The following is a 20,232-nucleotide window of genomic DNA, read 5'->3' on the forward strand; positions in this document are numbered from 1 at the left end:
GACGAGAGTCAGCAAAGGATTGTGCGACGTCGCCACAAAGGAAGGCGGCCGCCTTCCTGCCGTTCTTTTCTTTTTCTACCCTACCCAGTAGAAATTACGCTGAAGGTCTTAATCACTGATCGCGATAGCCATCTGGATTCTGGCTTTGCCAACGCCAGGTATCTTCCATCATTTTTTCCAGGCTGCTTGCCGCACGCCAACCAAGAAGCGTCGCCGCCTTATCGGCATTTGCCCAAAATGCGGGAAGATCACCGCTTCTACGCGGCGCATACTGATACGGCACATTCTGGCCAGTGACTTCGACAAACGCCGTCACCATCTCCAGAACAGAAACGCCATTACCTGTGCCAAGATTAATCGCGTGTAAGCCCGGCTGATCCAGTACCTGCAGGGCACGACAGTGGCCATCGGCCAAATCCACCACATGCAAATAATCGCGAATGCAGGTGCCATCAGGCGTTTCATAATCGTCACCAAAAATCGCCAACTGCTCCAGCTTGCCCACCGCAACACGACTGATAAAGGGCATCAGATTGTTGGGAATACCCAGCGGGTCCTCGCCAATCAAACCCGACTCATGGGCACCGATCGGATTAAAATAGCGCAGCGCGGCGATGGCCCAGCGGTCATCTGCCACGCAGATATCCGCCAACACCCGCTCAACCATCGCCTTGGAGGCGCCATAGGGGCTTGAGGGCTGCCCGAGAGGCATCGTTTCCTCGTAAGGCACCGGCGCATCTGGGCCATACACGGTTGCCGAAGAGCTGAAAACCAAACGAAATACGTCCGCTCTGGCCATGGCTTCGCAAAGCACCAACGTGCCATTCACGTTATTCTCGTAATACTTCAGTGGTTGCTCGACGCTCTCTCCCACCGCTTTCAAACCGGCGAAATGAATCACTGCATCAATCGCGTAACTCCCAAACACCCGATCAAGCGCCTCCGCATCACGGATATCCGCGTGAACAAACTCCGGGGCAATACCCGTGATCTGCTCTATCCGTTCAAGCACCTTTATGTTGCTGTTAACCAAGTTGTCCAGAACAACAACCGCGTGCCCCTGCTGCTGCAGTTCAACCACCGTGTGGCTGCCGATATAGCCTGCACCACCAGTAACCAGAATTGTTGCCATGCCTTCCTCGTTCATTACTCGCACACAGCAATGTGTGCATCCAATTTTGCTGTCTGACTCGATATGACTCGTAAGGCCTCAAAAATCCTCAACCCCGTCATGCCGGACCTGATCCGGCATCCAATACCACCGAGCTCCAATCCACCCACCGCTCCACGCCTATAACTCCGTGGCTCTGGATACCGGCTCAAGGCCGGTATGACGGTACCAGCGGCCCGCAGAAATCCAACATACACATCACCGTCATGCCGGACCCAATCCAGCATCCAACACCACCGAGCCCAACCTCACCACCGCTCCACGCCTATAACTCCGAGGTTCTGGATACCGGCTCAAGGCCGGTATGACGGTACCAGCGGCCCGCAGAAATCCAACATACACATCACCGTCATGCCGGACCCGATCCGGCATCCAATACCACCGCAGAGCTAATCACTCACCATACCCAGCTAAACTCCACGCGGTAGTGACGACGAATTCGCCCCAAGCCCCCACACAAAAAAGCCCAGGTATTCCTGGGCCTCGCATCAGCAGCAAATACTCACTTTGCTTCAGCAGGCGCCCTGCCGTAACGGTCTTCAAAGCGCACAATGTCGTCCTCACCCAGGTACGAGCCCGACTGGACCTCAATCAGCTCTAGGGGAATCACGCCGGGGTTCTCCAAGGCATGCACCACACCGACGGGAATGTATGTCGACTGGTTTTCAGTTAGCATAATTTCCTTATCGCCATTGGTCACTTTTGCCGTACCTGACACGACAATCCAATGCTCAGCGCGGTGATGGTGCATTTGCACCGATAGCTTGGCACCGGGATTAACGGTAATGCGCTTCACCTGGTAGCGCTCGCCATTATCAATAGAGTCGTAAACGCCCCAAGGCCGATGAACGTGGCGGTGATGCAGCACCTCGTTCCGTCCTTCGAGCTTCAACTGCTCAACGATCTTCTTCACATCCTGAACCTGATGCTTGTCTGCAACGAGAACCGCATCGTTGCTTTCAACAACGACCACATCACTCAGCCCCACAGTTGCCACCAGACGATGCTCAGCACGGATATAGCTGTTGCGGGTATTATGGGTCAGCACATCGCCAGACACGACATTGCCATCATCATTGCCATCGGCCACTTCCCACAGTGACGACCACGCCCCAACATCACTCCAGCCTGCAGATAACGGCACCACAACGGCCTTACTGGTTTTTTCCATTACCGCGTAGTCAACGGAGTCGTCCGGGCACTCGGAAAATGCCTCCGTGCCCACACGCAGAAAATCCACATCCCGACTTCGCTCGGCATAGGCCTGCTTACACGCCGCGTAAATATCAGGCCGATGGGCTTCCAGCTCGGCCAGATAGGCATCTGCCGCAAACATGAACATGCCGCTATTCCAGTAATAGCCGCCATTATCCAAATAGGACTGTGCTGTATCCGCGTCCGGCTTTTCTACAAACTCTTCAACTTTGTAGGCCGAACCCTGCGATTCGCCACGACGAATATAGCCATATCCGGTATGCGCGCTCTCCGGCACAATACCAAATGTCACAAGATACCCGGCTTCCGCTTCAACAGAGGCCTTCATTACCGCTTCTTGAAACGCCTTAACATCCTGAATGAGGTGGTCCGCTGCCATCACCAGCATCAACGGCGAAGACGACTCGCTTTGTTCAAGAAGATCAAATGCCGCTAGGGCGATAGCCGGAGCAGTGTTCCGTCCCACTGGCTCAAGAATAATCGACGACAGTTTCTCTCCGGCCTCTTGTGCCTGCTGGGCAACAATAAAGCGATGCTCCTCATTGCAGATGACCGTGCTGCCTTCTACCTCCACGCCTTGCAGGCGAGCCAGCGTCTCCTGAAGCATCGTTTGCTCCCCCGCTATTGGCAGGAACTGCTTTGGGTACAAGCCACGACTCGCCGGCCACAAACGGCTGCCACTGCCACCCGCCATCACGACTGCGTACATGAAAAAATCCCCTCATCCTGAACGTGGATAAACCAATAAATACGTTTACTGAATGCTACTATGCTAAAAGACAAACCACCGCGACATGGCGCAAGAACCCAAACTCTACTGCCACCATTATCTTGGGCTCGCCACAGGTGCAACACTAACGAGCCCAATCGAAGCACGCTTCCATGCTTACAAACCGGAGGATCTGGATACCGGCTCAAGGCCGGTATGACAGCATGAAGGAACTCGCGACTTGCAGTAATCCATCATACCCAAGACACCGTCATGCCGGACCCGATCCGGCATCCAGTACCACCGAGCTCAAACAACCACCGCACCAAGCTCACAACGTTGAGGCTCTAGATACCGGCTCAAGGCCGGTACGACAGCATGAAGGAACAGACGATGCACAGTAGTCCATCATACCCAGATCACCGTCATGCCGGACCGGATCCGGCATCCAGTACCACCGTAATCAAAACCACCTTCCGCTCTAAATCAGAGGCAGCTTCAGCCTAACCCTCAACAATCCGAACGCTCCGCCCACGACCGATGCCGTAGTACGCCAAACCATAACCCTCAACCAATTCCGGGTCATACTGATTCCGACCATCTACAATTACCGGATACGATAGTGCGGCTTTAATCTCTTCAAAATCCGGCGCCTTAAACACGTTCCATTCCGTGCACACAACCAAGGCATCTGCGCCATTTAGAGCCGCCTCCTTGGTACCCATCAATGCTAAGTCTGAACGGTGCCCGTAAATACGCTGAGTTTCATTCATCGCTTCAGGGTCATAGGCCTGAACACTCCCGCCCGCTGCCCATACCGCTTCCATTAATACACGACTCGGCGCATCGCGCATATCGTCTGTATTCGGCTTGAAAGAAAGCCCCCACAGGGCAATTTTCTTGCCTTGTAAATCGCCATTGAAGTGCTGAGACAAGTTCTCAAATAATTTACATTTCTGCCGCTTATTCACCGCCTCAACAGAACGCAATAGCTCTGGCGTATAACCCACCTTTTCAGCGGTGCGCACCAACGCCTGAACATCCTTAGGGAAGCACGATCCACCATAGCCACAGCCGGGATAAATAAAGTGATAGCCAATACGCGGATCAGACCCAATCCCCTGACGCACCTTTTCAATATCGGCACCCAGCCGCTCAGCCAGATTCGCAATCTCATTCATAAAGCTGATCTTAGTCGCCAACATACAATTGGCCGCATATTTAGTCAGCTCCGCCGAGCGAACATCCATCACAATCAACTTTTCATGATTCCGGTTGAAGGGCGCATACAGCTCGCGCACCTTCTCTTCAACCTTCGGGTTATCTGTACCGATTACAATTCGGTCAGGCCGCTGACAATCAGCAACGGCCGCACCCTCTTTCAAAAACTCCGGATTGGATACCACATCAAACGGCACATCGACGCCGCGCTCACTCAGCACCGCCTCAACTGCCGCCTTAACCTTATCCGCCGTGCCGACGGGTACAGTCGATTTATCAACGATAATCCGGTGCGACTCCATATGGGCGGCAATGGTTTTGGCAACGGCCAATACATACTGCAGGTCAGCGGAGCCATCCTCGTCGGGTGGCGTTCCCACAGCGATAAACTGAACAACACCGTGTTTAACGCCGCGCTCGGCGTCAGTGGTAAAGTGCAAACGCCCAGCCTCAACATTAGCTTTAACCAATGGTTCTAAACCAGGCTCATATATCGGTATCAGGCCCTTTTTCAGGTTTTCCACCCGCTCGGCATTCACATCCACACATACAACGTTGTGACCAACGCCGGCCAAGACTGCGGCCTGTACTAAGCCCACATAACCAATGCCGAAAACTGTTACTTTCATAAATCAGACCTGACCAATCTTACAATCTTAGATTTTAACATAGCCAGCAGCGCCTGCTCTCACATCGGGGAACCCAGCAGCATAAGCCGTAGTAATCACGTACCTTAATCACTATTTAGTCGAGATAAATATTAAATTTTGAGGCATTACATCTCGTAGTTACAAAGCGTGCTCTATCAAAAAATTACCTTTTAGCGAGATTTAGGAAATCTTAGGCAAAACCGCCAGCAAAGCACTTTTCCAATCACAGGCAGGCACAGAGAAATCCTTCATGAGCTTCTCGCTTGTCATAACAGAATAAGCAGGACGAGCTGCCGGAGTAGGATAATCAGCTGTCGTTATCGCATTTACTATCGGTTTTGTTGAGAGCATTCCGCTATTGCTGGCTTCTTGGAATATCTCGCTTGCGAAAGCATGCCAACTTACAGCCTCGTCACCCGCGAAGTGATATATACCGCTGCAGAAGCTCCCCTCTTTTACTTGCTCAGCGATCACATAGCAGGCTTTGGCAATATCACCGGCGTAAGTTGGGGAACCAATTTGATCTGCAACGACCCCGAGCTCACTTCGCTCTTTCCCAAGCCGTAACATTGTTTTCACAAAATTATTGCCGTACTCACTGAATACCCAAGCTGTGCGAAGGATAATATGCCTATCACAGCGGCGCTGAACCTCTCTTTCGCCGTCTAGCTTTGTTTGCCCATATACCCCCTGGGGGTTCGTTTCATCACCTTCGAAATATGGGACATGCGCAGTACCGTCAAAAACATAATCGGTAGAAATATGAATCAGCAGCGCATTCACCTCAGCGGCCGCATCCGCAAGGTTTGCGGGCCCAGCGACATTTATGGCATAGGCAAGTTCGGGCTCTGACTCTGCCTTATCAACAGCGGTATATGCGGCGGCATTGATAATAACGTCTGGGCAAAATGCTTTAACGGTTTGGGCTACCGCAGCCGCATCGCTAATATCTAGGGCGTCACGTCCCAGGGCCTTCAGCTCGTGGCCTGAGCCACCGTAGACATCTTGTGTGCAACGTCCGACTTGTCCATTTGCCCCCGTTAGCAAAACCTTCACGCGCTCAGCTCCGCTTTTAACTCTGAAAAACTGGGCGCAGCACTGTCTTTAGCCGAAAGTTGAATTTCCGCATCACCAATGCTCGGCCACTGAATAGCCAACTCCCCGTCATCCCAAGATAACGAGCCTTCATCGCTGGGGTCATAGTAATCCGTACATTTGTACTCGAAATCTGCAGTATCACTAAGTACCAAAAATCCATGAGCAAAACCTGGCGGCACCCAAAACTGGCGCTTATTTTCTTCAGAGAGGATAACCCCCTCCCACTCCCCAAAGCTTGGTGACCCCTTACGAATGTCTACAGCGACGTCAAATACCTCACCGCGAACAACACGCACCAACTTACCTTGCGGCTTAGTTTTCTGAAAATGCAGACCTCGCAATACCCCCTTCTGGGAGCGAGAGTGATTATCCTGCACAAAAGTCAGATCTATACCGGTCTGCTCGCGATAACGCTCTGCCTGAAATGTCTCGAGGAAAAAGCCGCGTTCGTCGCCAAAAACCTTCGGCTCTATAATCACGCAATCCTTAAGTTTTGTTGGAATAACGTTCATAAAACTGTCCCATCAACACGCGTGGAATTTATTGGTAGCCGTCGGCCACTTTTAGCAAATACTGACCATAGCCTGTCTTTTTCAAAGCTACTGCTTGCTCGGCAAGTTGTTCTTGACTTATCCACCCCTGGCGATAGGCGATCTCTTCCAAACAGGCAACTTTTAAACCCTGCCGATGCTCTACCGTCTGAACAAAATGCCCCGCCTCAATTAAAGAATCGTGAGTACCTGTATCCAGCCAAGCGAAGCCGCGACCGAGCACTTGAACATTGAGCTTACCTGCCTTCAGATAGGCAATATTTACATCGGTAATTTCCAGCTCACCGCGGGGTGAAGGCTGGATGTTTCGCGCAATTTCTACTACATCATTGTCGTAAAAGTAGAGGCCTGTCACCGCATAAGAAGACTTTGGCAGCGAGGGCTTTTCCTCGATACTGATTGCTTTACCATTCGCATCGAAATCAACCACACCAAAGCGTTCGGGATCAGTAACATGATAACCAAACACTGTCGCTCCCGACTCTATCGCAGCGGCCTGCTTTAATTTTTCGCTAAAGTGCTGGCCATAGAAAATATTATCACCTAATACCAAGCTCACATTATCGTTACCGATAAAATCAGCGCCAATGGTAAATGCCTGCGCCAAACCATCTGGACTGGGCTGCTCAGCATAGCTAATTGAAATACCAAAACGACTCCCATCCCCCAATAAACGCTGAAACCCCGGCAAATCTGTAGGGGTAGATATAACTAATACCTCACGAATACCAGAGAGCATCAACACCGAGAGCGGGTAATAGATCATTGGCTTATCATAAATGGGCACTAGCTGCTTTGATATGCCCATAGTAATCGGGTGCAGGCGAGTACCGGAGCCTCCAGCCAAAATAATGCCTTTATAGGGCTTCATAACTATCCTTGATTAACGTTAAATGTTGTGGAAGCGGCTTCAGCCGCGGAAAAACCTGGGTACTGTGCTATATACACCTACGCATTCTCACCCACCCGAGCCAGTTGATAATCCCCGGATAGCACCCTCTCCCACCACTCGCGATTTTCCAGGTACCAAGCAACCGTTTTTTTCATGCCAGACTCAAACGTTTCCTCCGGCACCCAGCCTAATTCACGCTGAATTTTCCCTGCATCGATGGCATAGCGAGCATCATGCCCCGGACGATCTTTAACGTAGGTAATTAATCGTTTGAAACCACCTTCACAACCACTGGCTAAGGAATTAGGGTTGTCGGGAGCCAATTCTTCAAGCAAATCACATATCGTATTTACGACTTCAATATTCTGTTTTTCATTGTGGCCGCCTATATTGTAGGTTTCGCCCACCTCACCCTCGGTTGCCACTTTAATCAACGCTCGGGCATGATCTTCCACATAAAGCCAGTCGCGAATCTGCTTTCCGTCGCCATATATAGGTAGTGGTTTTCCAGAAAGCGCGTTTAAAATCATGTGTGGAATGAGCTTTTCCGGAAAGTGATATGGCCCATAGTTGTTAGAACAATTAGTAACCACAACTGGCAGACCATAGGTGCGATGCCATGCACGAACCAAATGATCAGAACTGGCTTTTGACGCAGAGTATGGCGAGCTTGGGGCATACGGCGTTGTTTCTACAAATAGGTCGTCAGTACCCTCCAAATCTCCATACACTTCATCGGTAGAAATATGATGGAAACGAAAGCGACTCCTTGCTTCGCCTGACAAAGTCGACCAATAAGCCCGTGCACACTCTAGTAGATTATAGGTACCGACTATGTTTGTTTGAATAAATTCACCCGGCCCATCAATAGAGCGGTCAACATGACTCTCCGCCGCCAGGTGCATAACGACATCTGGCTGATACTCTGAGAAAACTCTATCGAGCTCTGATCGATCACAGATATCCACTTTCTCAAAGAAATACCTGTTACAATTCGCTATATTTTGTGGAATTGACTCCTTATTACCCGCATATGTTAACGCATCAATATTAACCAGATCGTGAGAAGTTTCATTAATAATATACCGAACAACCGAGCTACCAATAAATCCTGATCCACCCGTCACAAAAACAACCATTTTAGATCACCAAATAAATCCTAAAGAATGACGCCAAGTTTATTGCTGATATATTCTTTCAATTCCTTTTTAAATCGACTATCGCTAAACTTTCTCGAGTGAGCCCTCAAAACTTCTCGATCAAACTCATACTTACCCGCCTCTAGGCTCATCACGGCTTCACAAATAGCTTCTGGCGTTTGCTCATCGAAATAGATTCCAGTCTCACCGTGAATAACGGAATCAAGAACTCCACCTGCAGCATAGGCTATCACCGGCGCACCTGACGCCATTGCCTCGACAGGTACAATACCGAAGTCCTCAACCCCTGGAAAAATCAACGCTTTACACTCACTCAACATTCTCTTAATTTCTTCAAAAGGCTGCCTACCCATAACTTCAACATTTGACTGTGCATTTTCGCAGACAGATTCAAACAACTCACCCTCGCCCACTACTTTGAGTGGTAATCCGAGTTTATTGAAAGCTTCGACAGCAAGATCAGCTTTTTTATATCTTACTAGCTGTCCGAGATACAAATAGTAGCCTTTTCTCTCCTCATTAATGGAGAATTCATCAACACTTACCGGGGGGTATATAACTTTCGACTCCCTTCGGTAGTATTTATTGATTCGACTCGCAACAAACGATGAGTTAGCTATAAAATAGTCAACTCGGTCAGCCGACAGCCTATCCCACATTCGCAACCTTCCAGCAAGAACGGGGAAAATCAGCTTAGTGAAAAAACTAGCACTTTTTTTATACTCATGATACATGTCCCACAAGTACCTCATCGGCGAATGACAGTAACACACATGGAGCGCATCAGGCCTCGTAATCACCCCTTTTGATGGCCCTGATTCACTGCTAATAACCAGGTCATATTCAGTCAGATCCAATTGCTCCAGCGCGAAAGGCATAAATGCCAGATATTTTTGGTACATTTTTTTAGAAAATGGCAACTTGGAAATAAGACTCTTATTAATACTTCCCTGAAAGTTACTTGGCAAAGTATTCTTCAATAGATCATCATCACACACATGTAAGTACAGGTCAGCCGATGGAAACAAATCCAACAACGCCAAACAAACTGCCTCCCCCCCCCTGTTTGTCAACCACCAATAATGAACAATTGCTACCTTCATCCTACCAGCCACCAAAATTAATCAAGTTCACGTGTAGACCTGAGCCAATAATTCACTCAGCCTTCCCGACACAGCAGACCAACGATAATAGAGAGCCCTCTCGAGACCCATGTTTCGCATCTCAGAAACAAGTTCTGGAGAGTCGATCAATTTGTTGATACCCGCGGAAATCGATTTGATATCGCCGGGATTGACAAGAATTGCTGCACCACCCGACACCTCCGGCATTGCAGTTACATTTGACGTTATCACGGGAGTACCGGATGCAAAGGCCTCTATAATCGGCAAGCCGAAACCCTCATAGAACGAGGGGAATAGCAAAAACTCCGCTCCCTTATATAAAGAAGCCAATTTTTCTTCAGTTAACTGGCCGGCGAAGATGACCCTATGCCCCGCACCGTGAGCTTGAGCTATCGCCTTTAATTCATCATCGACTGGCCCTGTAAATATTAACCTATAGTCACTTTGAAGATCGCTCGACAAAAAAGCACGTAATGCACCCTTTTCATTTTTATGCTCCTTCCGATTTCCTACACATAATGCATATCTATAACCCGGACGATATTTCTCAGAATTATTGTGGAAAATCTCAGAAACCCCGTTACCCACATTAAAGACATGCTCCGGCGCGATACCAAACCAGTCTATTATCCTTGACCGTGAGAAATCTGAGACGGTGACAATAGCTTCCGCCCGCCTACACAAAACTCTCAATACAGACTGATAATAAAGACGCTTAAGGACGTTCGAGTTTTCATTTCGATCAATGTGGTTAAGATCATGCAAAGTAAAGATATAAGGAACTCTTGACATCAACGGCGCATTATAACCAGGAGAATAGTAAACGCCTTCAACTTCATTGCGAAGTTTATACGACAGCCTAAAAGGATCTAATGGGGATGTCGGCATAGATTGCAACATACTGCTAACACCCTCATGAGAAATACGCGCTGCTAGCTCTTTTGAATACCTACCAATTCCATTATCTCCGGACCACCGATCATCAAATATAACTCGCATTTTAACTACCTACTTGCCCAGACGATAATTTGCAAGGAACAGCCTAAGAGCCCCCCCCAACGCCAAAAAAACAACAAACTTTGTATCCAATAAGTAATTCGTCCCAAACCAGAACAAAAGACAAAATGCAACCCAAGGATAAACAATCAAAGAGATAGGTTCATTATCGCTCCAGGCTCGCCAAAAATATCCCGTGATTAAACCTTGAAAGAATATAATGACAAACGCCCACACACCCAAATCTAAATATAAGTACCCTAAATTAGTCAACCAAATAATATTAGGATTTAATCCAGCTGACCCTACCTCCCGGAATTCTGAAGCCCACAGCTCTTGGTAGCTAGGCCAACCCATATAGGAACTTAAACCAAAAAAATTATTAAAAGACTCATTGAAACTTATAAAGCCACTGACAAAAACACCTGAACCAGCATAGTAATTTCCCAACCCTCCAGAAAGAAGCAAAGCTAATCGGTTGTATGAAGCAATTGTATAAGCCATCAAGTCAGACACGAGCTTATACTGATCAGCTTCACCCCTTGCCAAAGAGAATAAAAAAAAGACAGCAACTATTGAAGAAAAAGCGAAAGCAGCAACTACCATTGCCTTCGGAAGCTTTATGGCCTTAACATCGTACCTTCGCCTTAGATAAATAAAAACTATACCAATCAAAAATGGTATCAGCTCTCCTCTAGTAAGCCTCATAATGCTAGAAAGAACTATAGATATGAAAAGTACACGAAGCGGCCAATGTAGCCGATCTTTTCTACCCTTCTCGAATAAACTCACCCCTAACGCAAACCAGTAAATACCGATACATGCGATATTTAACAAACCGCCATCAACACCGACCTCACCATCCTTAATCTTATAGCCTTCTTGGTTTAAGATGATATCCGCCAATAGATGGCCAGAGGAACCTGAAAAAAAAGCGTCTGCGATATTTGCTATGGCAGCAATAGCAACGACTCTCGGCAACAACCAACTTTTCCTATATCGACCCAAATCCCGCACAGCGAGACCACTTCTAAAATACCTAGAAAGACCAACCCCCCCAAAAAAAATTAGTGACGAAAAACCATAAAAAGCAATCATCGCCACATTCGCGAACATAAAATTCGGCTCTCCAATTACTTTTTCGTAGTATGAAGGAGGAAAAATCACAGCCACTAAAAATATCGCTGTTGTCGCGCACCACAGATGAAAAGGCGATATATATTTACCCACAATTATATTCCTATACGCGGACTCCTCCCCAATACCCTCCTAACAATACCGGTCAACCAGTTAAACTTTTCCTCACCAAGCAGATATCCAACTACAAAATAGACATGAAACATCGGGTACTTTTTAAACCCTTGTCTCCCAAAGGCCTTGTACAAAGCAATATAGTCCTTTAAGGGCAGGTTAAACTGGTCCTTAATATACGGGTAGAAGTAGTTTGCATAATCCTTGCGAATCAACTCCAAAAGCCCCTCTCCTACTTTCTTCTCCGCAGCAGCTGCAATATCCAATGCCCCTGAAATCATTCTTAACCTCGCCTCCGGCGTGTAAGCCCCAGGAGTATAAATCCCTTTCTCCTTTTTGGAATTACCGAAATCAGGCGGGACATTATTCCTGCACAAAACTAAAATATCCGAACAAGTTACAGCATCCTCTTCCGCCAAAACTCCAGCGGTCATGTGCATTTGATAGTATAAGCTACCATCATATTCATCAGTTTTTATTCTTTCCGCAGCATCCCTTTTAACAATATAACCCGATATAACGCCTGAACGCCGAAAACATACACTAACCGCTTCAAGACCTCTTTTTAGAACTCTCGATTCCTTAAAATACCTAACCTCTTGATTGATCTTTTCCGGAAATTCGTCAAACCATGCATAGCTTTTCAGAACCAGCCCAATGGATTCATTATCCCGGACTAATTCATGCACAACCTCTAGCGCGCGGTCACACATAATATCGTCGTTCCCCATAAAAAAACAATATCTACCCTTAGAAACGGAGACAAGCTTTCTTATATTCGCGTCATAACCAAGGTTTTCTTCATTCTCTATATATCGAATTTTATCTTCGTATTTAGACTGGTAGTCGCAAACAATGTCTTTAATACTTTTTCTTTCCGGCGAATCATCTTCACAAATAACAACTTCGTAAGAGTCAAAATTTTGCCTGAATATCGAATCCAATAAACTACTTAAATGGATTGCCCTATTGTAAGAAGGAACACATATAGAAAAAAAAGGCCTAGCTTTCACAACTTTCCCACCGCTTACTGTCAAAATTAAATTTTTTTATAACCCTTGCCGGGCTCCCGCACGCTATCGAAAAATCAGGTATCCCAGACGTAACGACTGAGTTGGCGCCTATTATCACGCCATCTCCAATACGCACCCCACCACAAACAACAACATTATCACCTAACCAGCAATTTTCACCCAATGCAATCGACCCACTTGAACTCAACTCTCTTTGCGCAGGTGGAACACTGGGCGCACTCCCCTCCCCACCGCCGTAAAAACCATGATTGTGATCCCCAATATATATATTGCTACCAAACAAGCACCCATCCCCTACGGTAATTGAATTAATAGCACTCAGATGAACACCTGAAGACATGGAAACCCCATCACCAATCTTTAAAATCGGGTCATAATCTTTACCAGCATAACTAACGACCGCCTCCAACCACACATCCCCGTTGACAAATAAACCCTTTCCAAAATCTATGCGCTTAACACCACGAATTTTTAGCCTGCCACTAACACTCATCCCTGGCGCGCCGTAAACCAATGAATAAATTAATGACCTCACCTTTACACAAAGCTTGTTAGTGACAATAAAAAAGGATGGCAGCAGACCTTCTGTTTTTATCAAAGAAATCAGCTTTTTCAACCTATCCTCCTCTTTACAATATACGCAGAAAGCAACAACACTATAATTTCTACTATTAAATTAGCTACCGCCCCGCCCACACCTTGGAATAAGTAAACTAAAAATACAAAAAGAGGTATTCCAAATACAGCTACAGCAAACAGTATTCGACTGACCCAGCGCTCATAGCCAAAAGCGGTTAGCGTTTGGATGCACAATATATTGGCTGCTACACTAACTGGAAAGACGAAGATAAATAATTTAAGTATCTCACCTGCGTCATCATAACCTCTGCCAAAAACATTCAACATTATCCAGTCCGCAGCAAAATATACTGCCCCTGCAAAAAACATTGATACACTTAGAAGCAAAAAAGCTATGCGCTTTAAGTATGTCACTGCACCAGCTGGATCCACTTTAACAAGACCAGCGACATGCGGATACACTGCGTTACTAATCGGCCCGTATATAGCCTGCAATCCTCGAACAATTTTTTCAGCAATATGATAATTCGCAACGACTGCCGGAGAGGCTACGATACCCAATATAAATGTATTTGCCGTCGTATAGGCACTGATAGCAGCAGTTGAGACGAATATATCTCGACCATTAGAGAACTGCCTCCTGATTTTATGCATCGATACTCCCTTTAAGCCAGCAACGTCTACTTCGGCAAATACCAAGGGCAAGCACAGAACCGCGCCGATCAATGGACTTAGCGATTGAAAAAGTATTGCGACTAATACATCGCCCTCATTCCTGACAAATAACAGCAACCCCAAAAAGGCTGCCAACTTACCCACTATCTGCAAAATGCTTACATACCCCATTCGCTGCAGCCCCTGAAAAAGCCACTGCGGATAAATGATATTTGCCAGCACCAGAAGAGAAACAACCGATATATTTTGAAAATTGAGCCTCACACTGCTAAAGACGAGACCAAGGAAACAGATTAATAAAACAAGAATTGTGAATAGCGTTAATTTACAAAACAATATTGACCAAAATATCTCGCTTACTTTATGCCGACTAGAACCAATGGTTGCGACATCCCGCGGGCCACTTAAGTTAAAGCCATATTCAACAAATATCACACCTAGCTGGCCAATTGACATTACGAATGCCAAGACACCCAAACCATCAACACCAATAGTTCGAGCAAGAAACGGAATGGCTAGCAAGGGCAATCCAACATGAACAACCTGGCCAGCCAGCATATATATTGCGTTTTTTCTAACAAGTGCAGTCATGCTGGCGTACACGCAGCCGGGCGAAGTAAGGCCTTTCCAAAATAGGTTCTTACAACATTGAAAACTCGGGGCCTATTTCGCATTTTCGGAGATAAAGCCCTTATAGAAAGTCAAAAATATTATTTTAATATCCATGCCAACTGACCAGTTGTTTATGTAATAAAGATCACATTCAATTCGTTTACTTAGGTCTGTATCACCGCGCCAACCATTCACTTGTGCCCAGCCCGTAATTCCAGCTTTAACCATGTGTTTTTTCATATAACCGTCTATATCGTGCTTAAACTCGTTAACAAACTGCGTACGCTCGGGCCGCGGACCAACAATCGACATATCACCAAATAAAACGTTCAAGAATTGAGGCAGCTCATCCAAACTCGTTTTGCGAATAAACTGTCCGAATTTATTCGTTGCTTTGCTGCCGGCATTCCCCCATTGAACTCCGTTTTTTTCTGTATCAACGGGCATAGAGCGGAACTTGTACATCATGAAGGGTTTTCCCGCACGACTAACGCGCTCTTGGCGGTAGAATACTGGCCCCGGTGACGACAGCTTCACGCCTATGGCCAAGGCGATCATGACTGGGCTTATGGCAAGCAGAATTAAGGCGGCAAGGGTTCTGTCTTCGACGGCTTTGACTAGACGGTTCATTCCTGTCATAGGTGACACTTGGAGATTGATCACCGGCATATCGGCCACTTGCGTTACGGAGTTATTAATTAGCCGGAAGCCTTCCATGCCAGGAATTAGGCGCACATCTTGCGTAGCGAAGCGTAGCTCTTCGAGGATTTGATTGATTTCTTTCTCTTTAGATAGCGGCATCGCTATCCATATCTGGTCGACTTTATCGGCACTCTTCTCCAGATAGCTATTAATTTCGTGGAAATCGCCCAACAGAGTTTCACCGGGTATTTCATCCGCACCGAAGTAACCTCGCACATTGAAACCGGCCCACTCGGCGCTTCTTATAGTATTAATCGTACTGGTGGCCAGGCCATTATCACCCACAATCACTACGTGGGTTTGATTACGACCACGCCGCCGTGCACGGCGCAAAACCGCACGCACGCAGCTACGCACTAATAGTATCCCGCCGAGCCCTGCGAAGAACCATACTGAGAAGTATTCAATACGGGTGGCATCTGCGTTTTCAGTGAAGTATAGGAGGAACGCCAAAATCAAGAAGTTGAAGGTCCACGCCTGGGAAGCATTCAGCAGTTCTTTAGCTGAGCTTTCACCTCGCCAGGCGCGGTATAAGCCAATGGCGGGATAAAGCCACAGCGCGATGACCATACTCATGGCAACGCTCAAGGCCAGGAAGTTATCCATTTTAATGCTGCCGTATACCAGGCCATGGGCGAGCATTGCCGAAGCTGGGATAACGGCGATATCGCTAGCGCGATGCAAGAGCGCAAGGCGAATTTTGGATTCGGAGACGAACGGTTTGTTTTTATCCATTTCTCTTTCCTCCACTACAAGCACACGGCTTTAAGCGGTGCACTGCTAGCTTGGTGAAAGTTATTGGATGGAGTGCAGCCAAAACCGGGTTGCGCATCCAAAATAACGGCTACGCAGCCCCCCTGCGACACTGCCGGTGAGTGAGCAGATTTGGTGTTCACAGCTATTCCCTCGCTAATGCGGTTAGACAAGTCTTTGCTTCGTTGTAAGGCAGCTGGTCGTCACCAGCACCAAAGACCCGCAGTATCCCCCCATGAGGGGTAGGTCCACACCCCCTATATACGGTAACCTGCTGTGATCCAATCACGGGGCAGGCTAACTTGAGGGCCGCTATTTTGCTCCACAACGGTGCGGAAACCAAGCCAGCATTGCTATCGAGTGACATTGTGACAAGTTGGACCGCGCAAGTGCGACACAGCGCCACCCATCAAGTGCAGTTTTTGCGCCAACAACGTGCGCGACCTGTGAGGCAATGCACATTTTGCGCCAGCTAAGTGCACACAAAGCCCGTTTCGACTCATATCGCCATCAAAAGATTGATGCGCCCCTGCTTACAAGCGCGGAGCTTACATGGCGATTACTACGACGGCGTTAAAGTATAGGTGAAGTTTTAGGCCGCCTAACTTAGTAAAGAACAGGGCGCAGCTAAAACCATTACTCCCCCTTGTGGCTTTTTTGTGGCATGCGCTTGGAGGCTTGCTGCTTTTGGGGGCGCTATCGGTAGGGTCGGCTGCGAGATTTTTAGTTCAGGGGTATTGGATCCCGGCTCGGGGGCCGGGATGACGAACTGTAGCCCTTGTCGTCATGCCGGACTTGATCCGGCATCCAGCACTACGGAAGGCGGATAAAGCTCGGCGCCCAGTTTGGATGAAGGGACTCGGAGGCCGGGATGCCGATCGGGGGAGGTGTCGCGGAGCCGGGATGACAGCGGGAAAGGAAAGGCCGGGGTGTGACGGGCAACGCATGCAATGTCGTGACATTGTCACAGTTACTTGGCATGATCCTTGTCCTGCTAATTTGTGGGCGCGTATCATCTACAGCCGCACCACTATCAACCCGACAGCGCGCCGCGCATCACAAAAAATGGACACCTGAGCAATGAGACACGGCCAAGGGCGGCTTATCCGCTGGTTTCGCTTCGGCACATCACTACTGGCAGCGGCACTGCTGCACCAGCAGGCATTTGCCAAGCCCTGGATCGGCCCGGATGAGTTGGTACTTCGCCACCACATAGAACTGCTTTCGGCCAGCGGCGTGCTCACGACCCCAACAACCCAGTGGCCATTAATGTGGGGCGCGATCCTTCCCAATTTGCGCCGCGCTCAGGCACAACAGTTGAGCGACTCGGAACGCCAGGCTGTCGACGCGCTTCTGGCCCGTTTCGAGGAAGAGCGCCAACCGCTCTCGGCGAAAGTAGAAATGGCAAGCAGCAAGCAGGAACGCCGCTTTCTTACCGGATTTGGCAATCACAACAACGCGCCGGAATACGCGGCGGTGTCCAGCGAGTTTGTCAGCTCAGGCTGGGCCGGGCAGCTCCGCATCAGCTATGACTCTCCCGACGCCCCAAGAGAGCATCGCCGACTGGATGGCAGCTATCTGGCAAAAGCGTTTGGTAATTGGGGCGTGAGTGTTGGAGCAATCGATCGCTGGTGGGGCGCAGGTTGGCAAAGCAGCCTGTTGCTGTCTAATAATGCTCGCCCTGTTCCCGGCATCGCTTTGCAACGCAACCGTGCCCATGAATTTGAGAGTGCCTGGCTGAACTGGCTAGGCCCATGGCAGCTACAAGCCTTCGCCGGACAAATGGAAGGCGACCGCGCCGTGCCGGAAACCAAGCTACTGGGAATGCGTGTTGCTGTGAAACCGATACAGTGGCTGGAAATTGCTGCAAGCCGTACCGCTCAGTGGGGCGGAGAGGGTCGCCCGGAATCTTTTTCGAATTTTAAGGACTTAATGCTCGGTAATGATAACCGGGGCGACGGTGGCCTCACTCAGGAAAACGAGCCAGGTAACCAGTTGGCAGGCTTCGATGTCAAAATGCTATGGGCCACCCCCTGGGGTAATCAGGGCGTGTACATTCAGCACATTGGTGAAGACGAGAGTGGCGCACAGCCGTCTCGCCTGACCCATGTCGTCGGCCTGAATGGTCTGCTTGCTGTCCAAAAGCACCGCATCCACTGGTTTCTGGAGCGTACTCAAACAACCGCAGGCGCCTTGATTGGAGATGAGCGTCCTAATTACGTATACGAGCATGCTATTTATAAAAGCGGCTATCGCTACAAAGGGCGCGCGTTGGGTGCCAGCATCGACAACGACAGCGAGCTGGATACCTTGGGCGTTGATTGGATAATGCCGAATCAGGGCATGATTTCACTGCGGTATTCGGATGTGGCACTGAACATTGATGGCGGTGGCCGCGCTCCCGCCGGGCGGAGTGCTGGAGAAGGAAACAGCCTCGAATTGAGTTACGAGCAACGCTTTGGCACGCTTCGCGCCAAAGTGGGCTACTTAAATATTGATGACGGACTTCAACTTTATAATTACGACCATGGCATAGAAACTGCCTTCATCGAAGCCAGTTACCGCTGGTAAGCGTACAGGGATTAGCGGACAGCTCGTCGTTGCAACAACTTAACTAATATGGGTGAACTATGGATGTAAGGAAGCTGGCAGCCTGTGTACTGGTGGCCGCCACAGCAGGCTGTACTGTCGTGCCAGGCAGTAATATGAACCGCATGAACTCCGTGTGGTTTGATGACACCCCCGAAGAGTACACACCGGCAGAGACTGCCATTCAGTATATTCCGATCAATGCCACAGTGCTTGCACATCTTAGTCAGACGACACCCGCACAAGTACTCAGTAATGCAGAACTGGAAGCCGCCATTGCCGATTATCAGTACCGGATCGGCCCCAGCGATGTGCTGACAATTACGGTTTGGGAGCACCCTGAACTGACCATTCCCGCTGGCTCTTTTCGCACGGCTGCCGAAGGCGGTAACGAAGTCAAAGCTGACGGCACGGTGTTCTACCCCTATGCCGGCGAAATCCATGTGGCAGGGAAGACCACTGCCGAGATCAAGGCCATGCTGGAAGAGAAACTGGCATCGGTTATCAAGCGCCCGCAGGTCGATGTGCGCGTTGCCGACTTCAAAAGCCAGCGAGTTTACATCAGCGGCGCGGTGCGCCAGCCAGGAACACTGCCTATTACCTCAACCCCCCTCACGCTGGTCGATGCCATCGAAGGCCTTGGCGGGTTAGCGAATAACGCGGCATGGCAGCACATCCGCCTGACGCGAAATGGCCAGACACAGGAAATTTCTTTGCGCTCGCTTTATGAGCAGGGGGCATGGAGTGAAAATCTGCTACTACAGCACGGTGATCTGGTGCACGTCCCACGCAATGATGCCGATAAAATCTTCGTACTTGGCGAAGTCAATCGCCCTCAGGGAATCGCCATGTCGCGCACAGGCACCACATTGGCAGAGGCTCTGGCCAGCGCAAACGGTATTAATGAAAACCGTGCCGATGGCCGGGGCATTTATGTACTGCGCAACACCGGCGTAAGCCGCGACAATGCCAATCAACCCGTCTATACCGCTACCATTTATCACTTGAATGCCGCCTCCGCAGTGGGTTTCATGCTGGCCGACAAATTTACTCTGGAGCCCAGAGATATTGTGTATGTTTCGCCAGCCCCGATCACACGCTGGAACCGCTTCCTGAGCCAGCTGCTGCCGAGCGTCTCTGCTGTAGGTGTTATCGACGACTTGGGCGATAACAACGACTAACACTCGATAAATTTACTATTAAAAAGCAACGTTTAAACACTCTCAGCATGATGCTGAGCTCGCTGGAAG

General features: G+C 48.8%; 16 protein-coding genes. 2 read left to right on the forward strand and 14 right to left on the reverse strand.

The genetic code is table 11. The annotated features are described in order from the left end of the window. Positions 1–112: 112 nt before the first annotated feature. The 14 genes from galE to AC5DB9_RS04590 all read right to left on the reverse strand — a co-directional run bounded on the left by galE (position 113) and on the right by AC5DB9_RS04590 (position 16,375). Positions 113–1,132: a UDP-glucose 4-epimerase GalE gene (gene galE / locus AC5DB9_RS04525; protein ID WP_272989077.1), complete on the reverse strand. Its 1,020-nt coding sequence runs from the start codon at positions 1,130–1,132 to the stop codon at positions 113–115. 541 nt (positions 1,133–1,673) lie between these two features. Further along, the gene (locus AC5DB9_RS04530; protein ID WP_272989079.1) at positions 1,674–3,095 is read right to left on the reverse strand and encodes a mannose-1-phosphate guanylyltransferase/mannose-6-phosphate isomerase; all 1,422 of its coding nucleotides are present in this window, start codon (positions 3,093–3,095) and stop codon (positions 1,674–1,676) included. 503 nt (positions 3,096–3,598) lie between these two features. Further along, a complete protein-coding gene (locus AC5DB9_RS04535; RefSeq protein ID WP_272989081.1) occupies positions 3,599–4,945 on the reverse strand; it encodes a UDP-glucose dehydrogenase family protein in 1,347 nt (448 codons plus the stop codon). Positions 4,946–5,146: 201 nt separating this feature from the next. Next, the gene (gene rfbD / locus AC5DB9_RS04540; protein ID WP_272989084.1) at positions 5,147–6,022 is read right to left on the reverse strand and encodes a dTDP-4-dehydrorhamnose reductase; all 876 of its coding nucleotides are present in this window, start codon (positions 6,020–6,022) and stop codon (positions 5,147–5,149) included. Further along, positions 6,019–6,576 (reverse strand): dTDP-4-dehydrorhamnose 3,5-epimerase, encoded by a 558-nt coding sequence (gene rfbC, locus AC5DB9_RS04545; protein ID WP_272989087.1) that lies wholly within the window; start codon positions 6,574–6,576, stop codon positions 6,019–6,021. The genes rfbD and rfbC overlap by 4 nt, the downstream gene beginning before the upstream one ends. A gap of 28 nt (positions 6,577–6,604) precedes the next feature. Next, positions 6,605–7,486, reverse strand: a complete 882-nt coding sequence (rfbA, locus tag AC5DB9_RS04550) for a glucose-1-phosphate thymidylyltransferase RfbA (protein WP_272989089.1) — start codon at positions 7,484–7,486, stop codon at positions 6,605–6,607. 77 nt (positions 7,487–7,563) lie between these two features. After that, a complete protein-coding gene (gene rfbB, locus AC5DB9_RS04555; RefSeq protein ID WP_272989090.1) occupies positions 7,564–8,646 on the reverse strand; it encodes a dTDP-glucose 4,6-dehydratase in 1,083 nt (360 codons plus the stop codon). Between the two features lie 20 nt (positions 8,647–8,666). Further along, positions 8,667–9,770, reverse strand: a complete 1,104-nt coding sequence (locus AC5DB9_RS04560) for a glycosyltransferase (RefSeq protein ID WP_272989092.1) — start codon at positions 9,768–9,770, stop codon at positions 8,667–8,669. Positions 9,771–9,797: 27 nt separating this feature from the next. Continuing rightward, the gene (locus tag AC5DB9_RS04565) at positions 9,798–10,790 is read right to left on the reverse strand and encodes a glycosyltransferase family 4 protein (protein ID WP_272989095.1); all 993 of its coding nucleotides are present in this window, start codon (positions 10,788–10,790) and stop codon (positions 9,798–9,800) included. Between the two features lie 9 nt (positions 10,791–10,799). After that, positions 10,800–12,017 (reverse strand): oligosaccharide repeat unit polymerase, encoded by a 1,218-nt coding sequence (locus tag AC5DB9_RS04570; RefSeq protein WP_272989097.1) that lies wholly within the window; start codon positions 12,015–12,017, stop codon positions 10,800–10,802. Positions 12,018–12,019: 2 nt separating this feature from the next. Continuing rightward, positions 12,020–13,051: a glycosyltransferase family 2 protein gene (locus AC5DB9_RS04575; protein ID WP_272989099.1), complete on the reverse strand. Its 1,032-nt coding sequence runs from the start codon at positions 13,049–13,051 to the stop codon at positions 12,020–12,022. After that, positions 13,041–13,688, reverse strand: a complete 648-nt coding sequence (locus tag AC5DB9_RS04580; RefSeq protein ID WP_272989101.1) for a DapH/DapD/GlmU-related protein — start codon at positions 13,686–13,688, stop codon at positions 13,041–13,043. Before AC5DB9_RS04580 ends, AC5DB9_RS04575 begins: the two co-directional genes overlap by 11 nt. Next, a complete protein-coding gene (locus tag AC5DB9_RS04585) occupies positions 13,685–14,917 on the reverse strand; it encodes a flippase (protein ID WP_272989104.1) in 1,233 nt (410 codons plus the stop codon). The genes AC5DB9_RS04580 and AC5DB9_RS04585 overlap by 4 nt, the downstream gene beginning before the upstream one ends. Positions 14,918–14,989: 72 nt before the next feature. Further along, positions 14,990–16,375, reverse strand: a complete 1,386-nt coding sequence (locus tag AC5DB9_RS04590) for an undecaprenyl-phosphate glucose phosphotransferase (protein ID WP_272989108.1) — start codon at positions 16,373–16,375, stop codon at positions 14,990–14,992. Positions 16,376–17,473: 1,098 nt separating this feature from the next. Here AC5DB9_RS04590 and AC5DB9_RS04595 point away from each other — a divergent pair. Both AC5DB9_RS04595 and AC5DB9_RS04600 read left to right on the forward strand, forming a co-directional pair. Next, positions 17,474–18,964: a capsule assembly Wzi family protein gene (locus AC5DB9_RS04595; RefSeq protein ID WP_272989110.1), complete on the forward strand. Its 1,491-nt coding sequence runs from the start codon at positions 17,474–17,476 to the stop codon at positions 18,962–18,964. Positions 18,965–19,023: 59 nt separating this feature from the next. Then, the gene (locus AC5DB9_RS04600; RefSeq protein ID WP_272989112.1) at positions 19,024–20,163 is read left to right on the forward strand and encodes a polysaccharide export protein; all 1,140 of its coding nucleotides are present in this window, start codon (positions 19,024–19,026) and stop codon (positions 20,161–20,163) included. Positions 20,164–20,232: the final 69 nt, after the last annotated feature.

The organism is Spongiibacter sp., assembly GCF_984394615.1.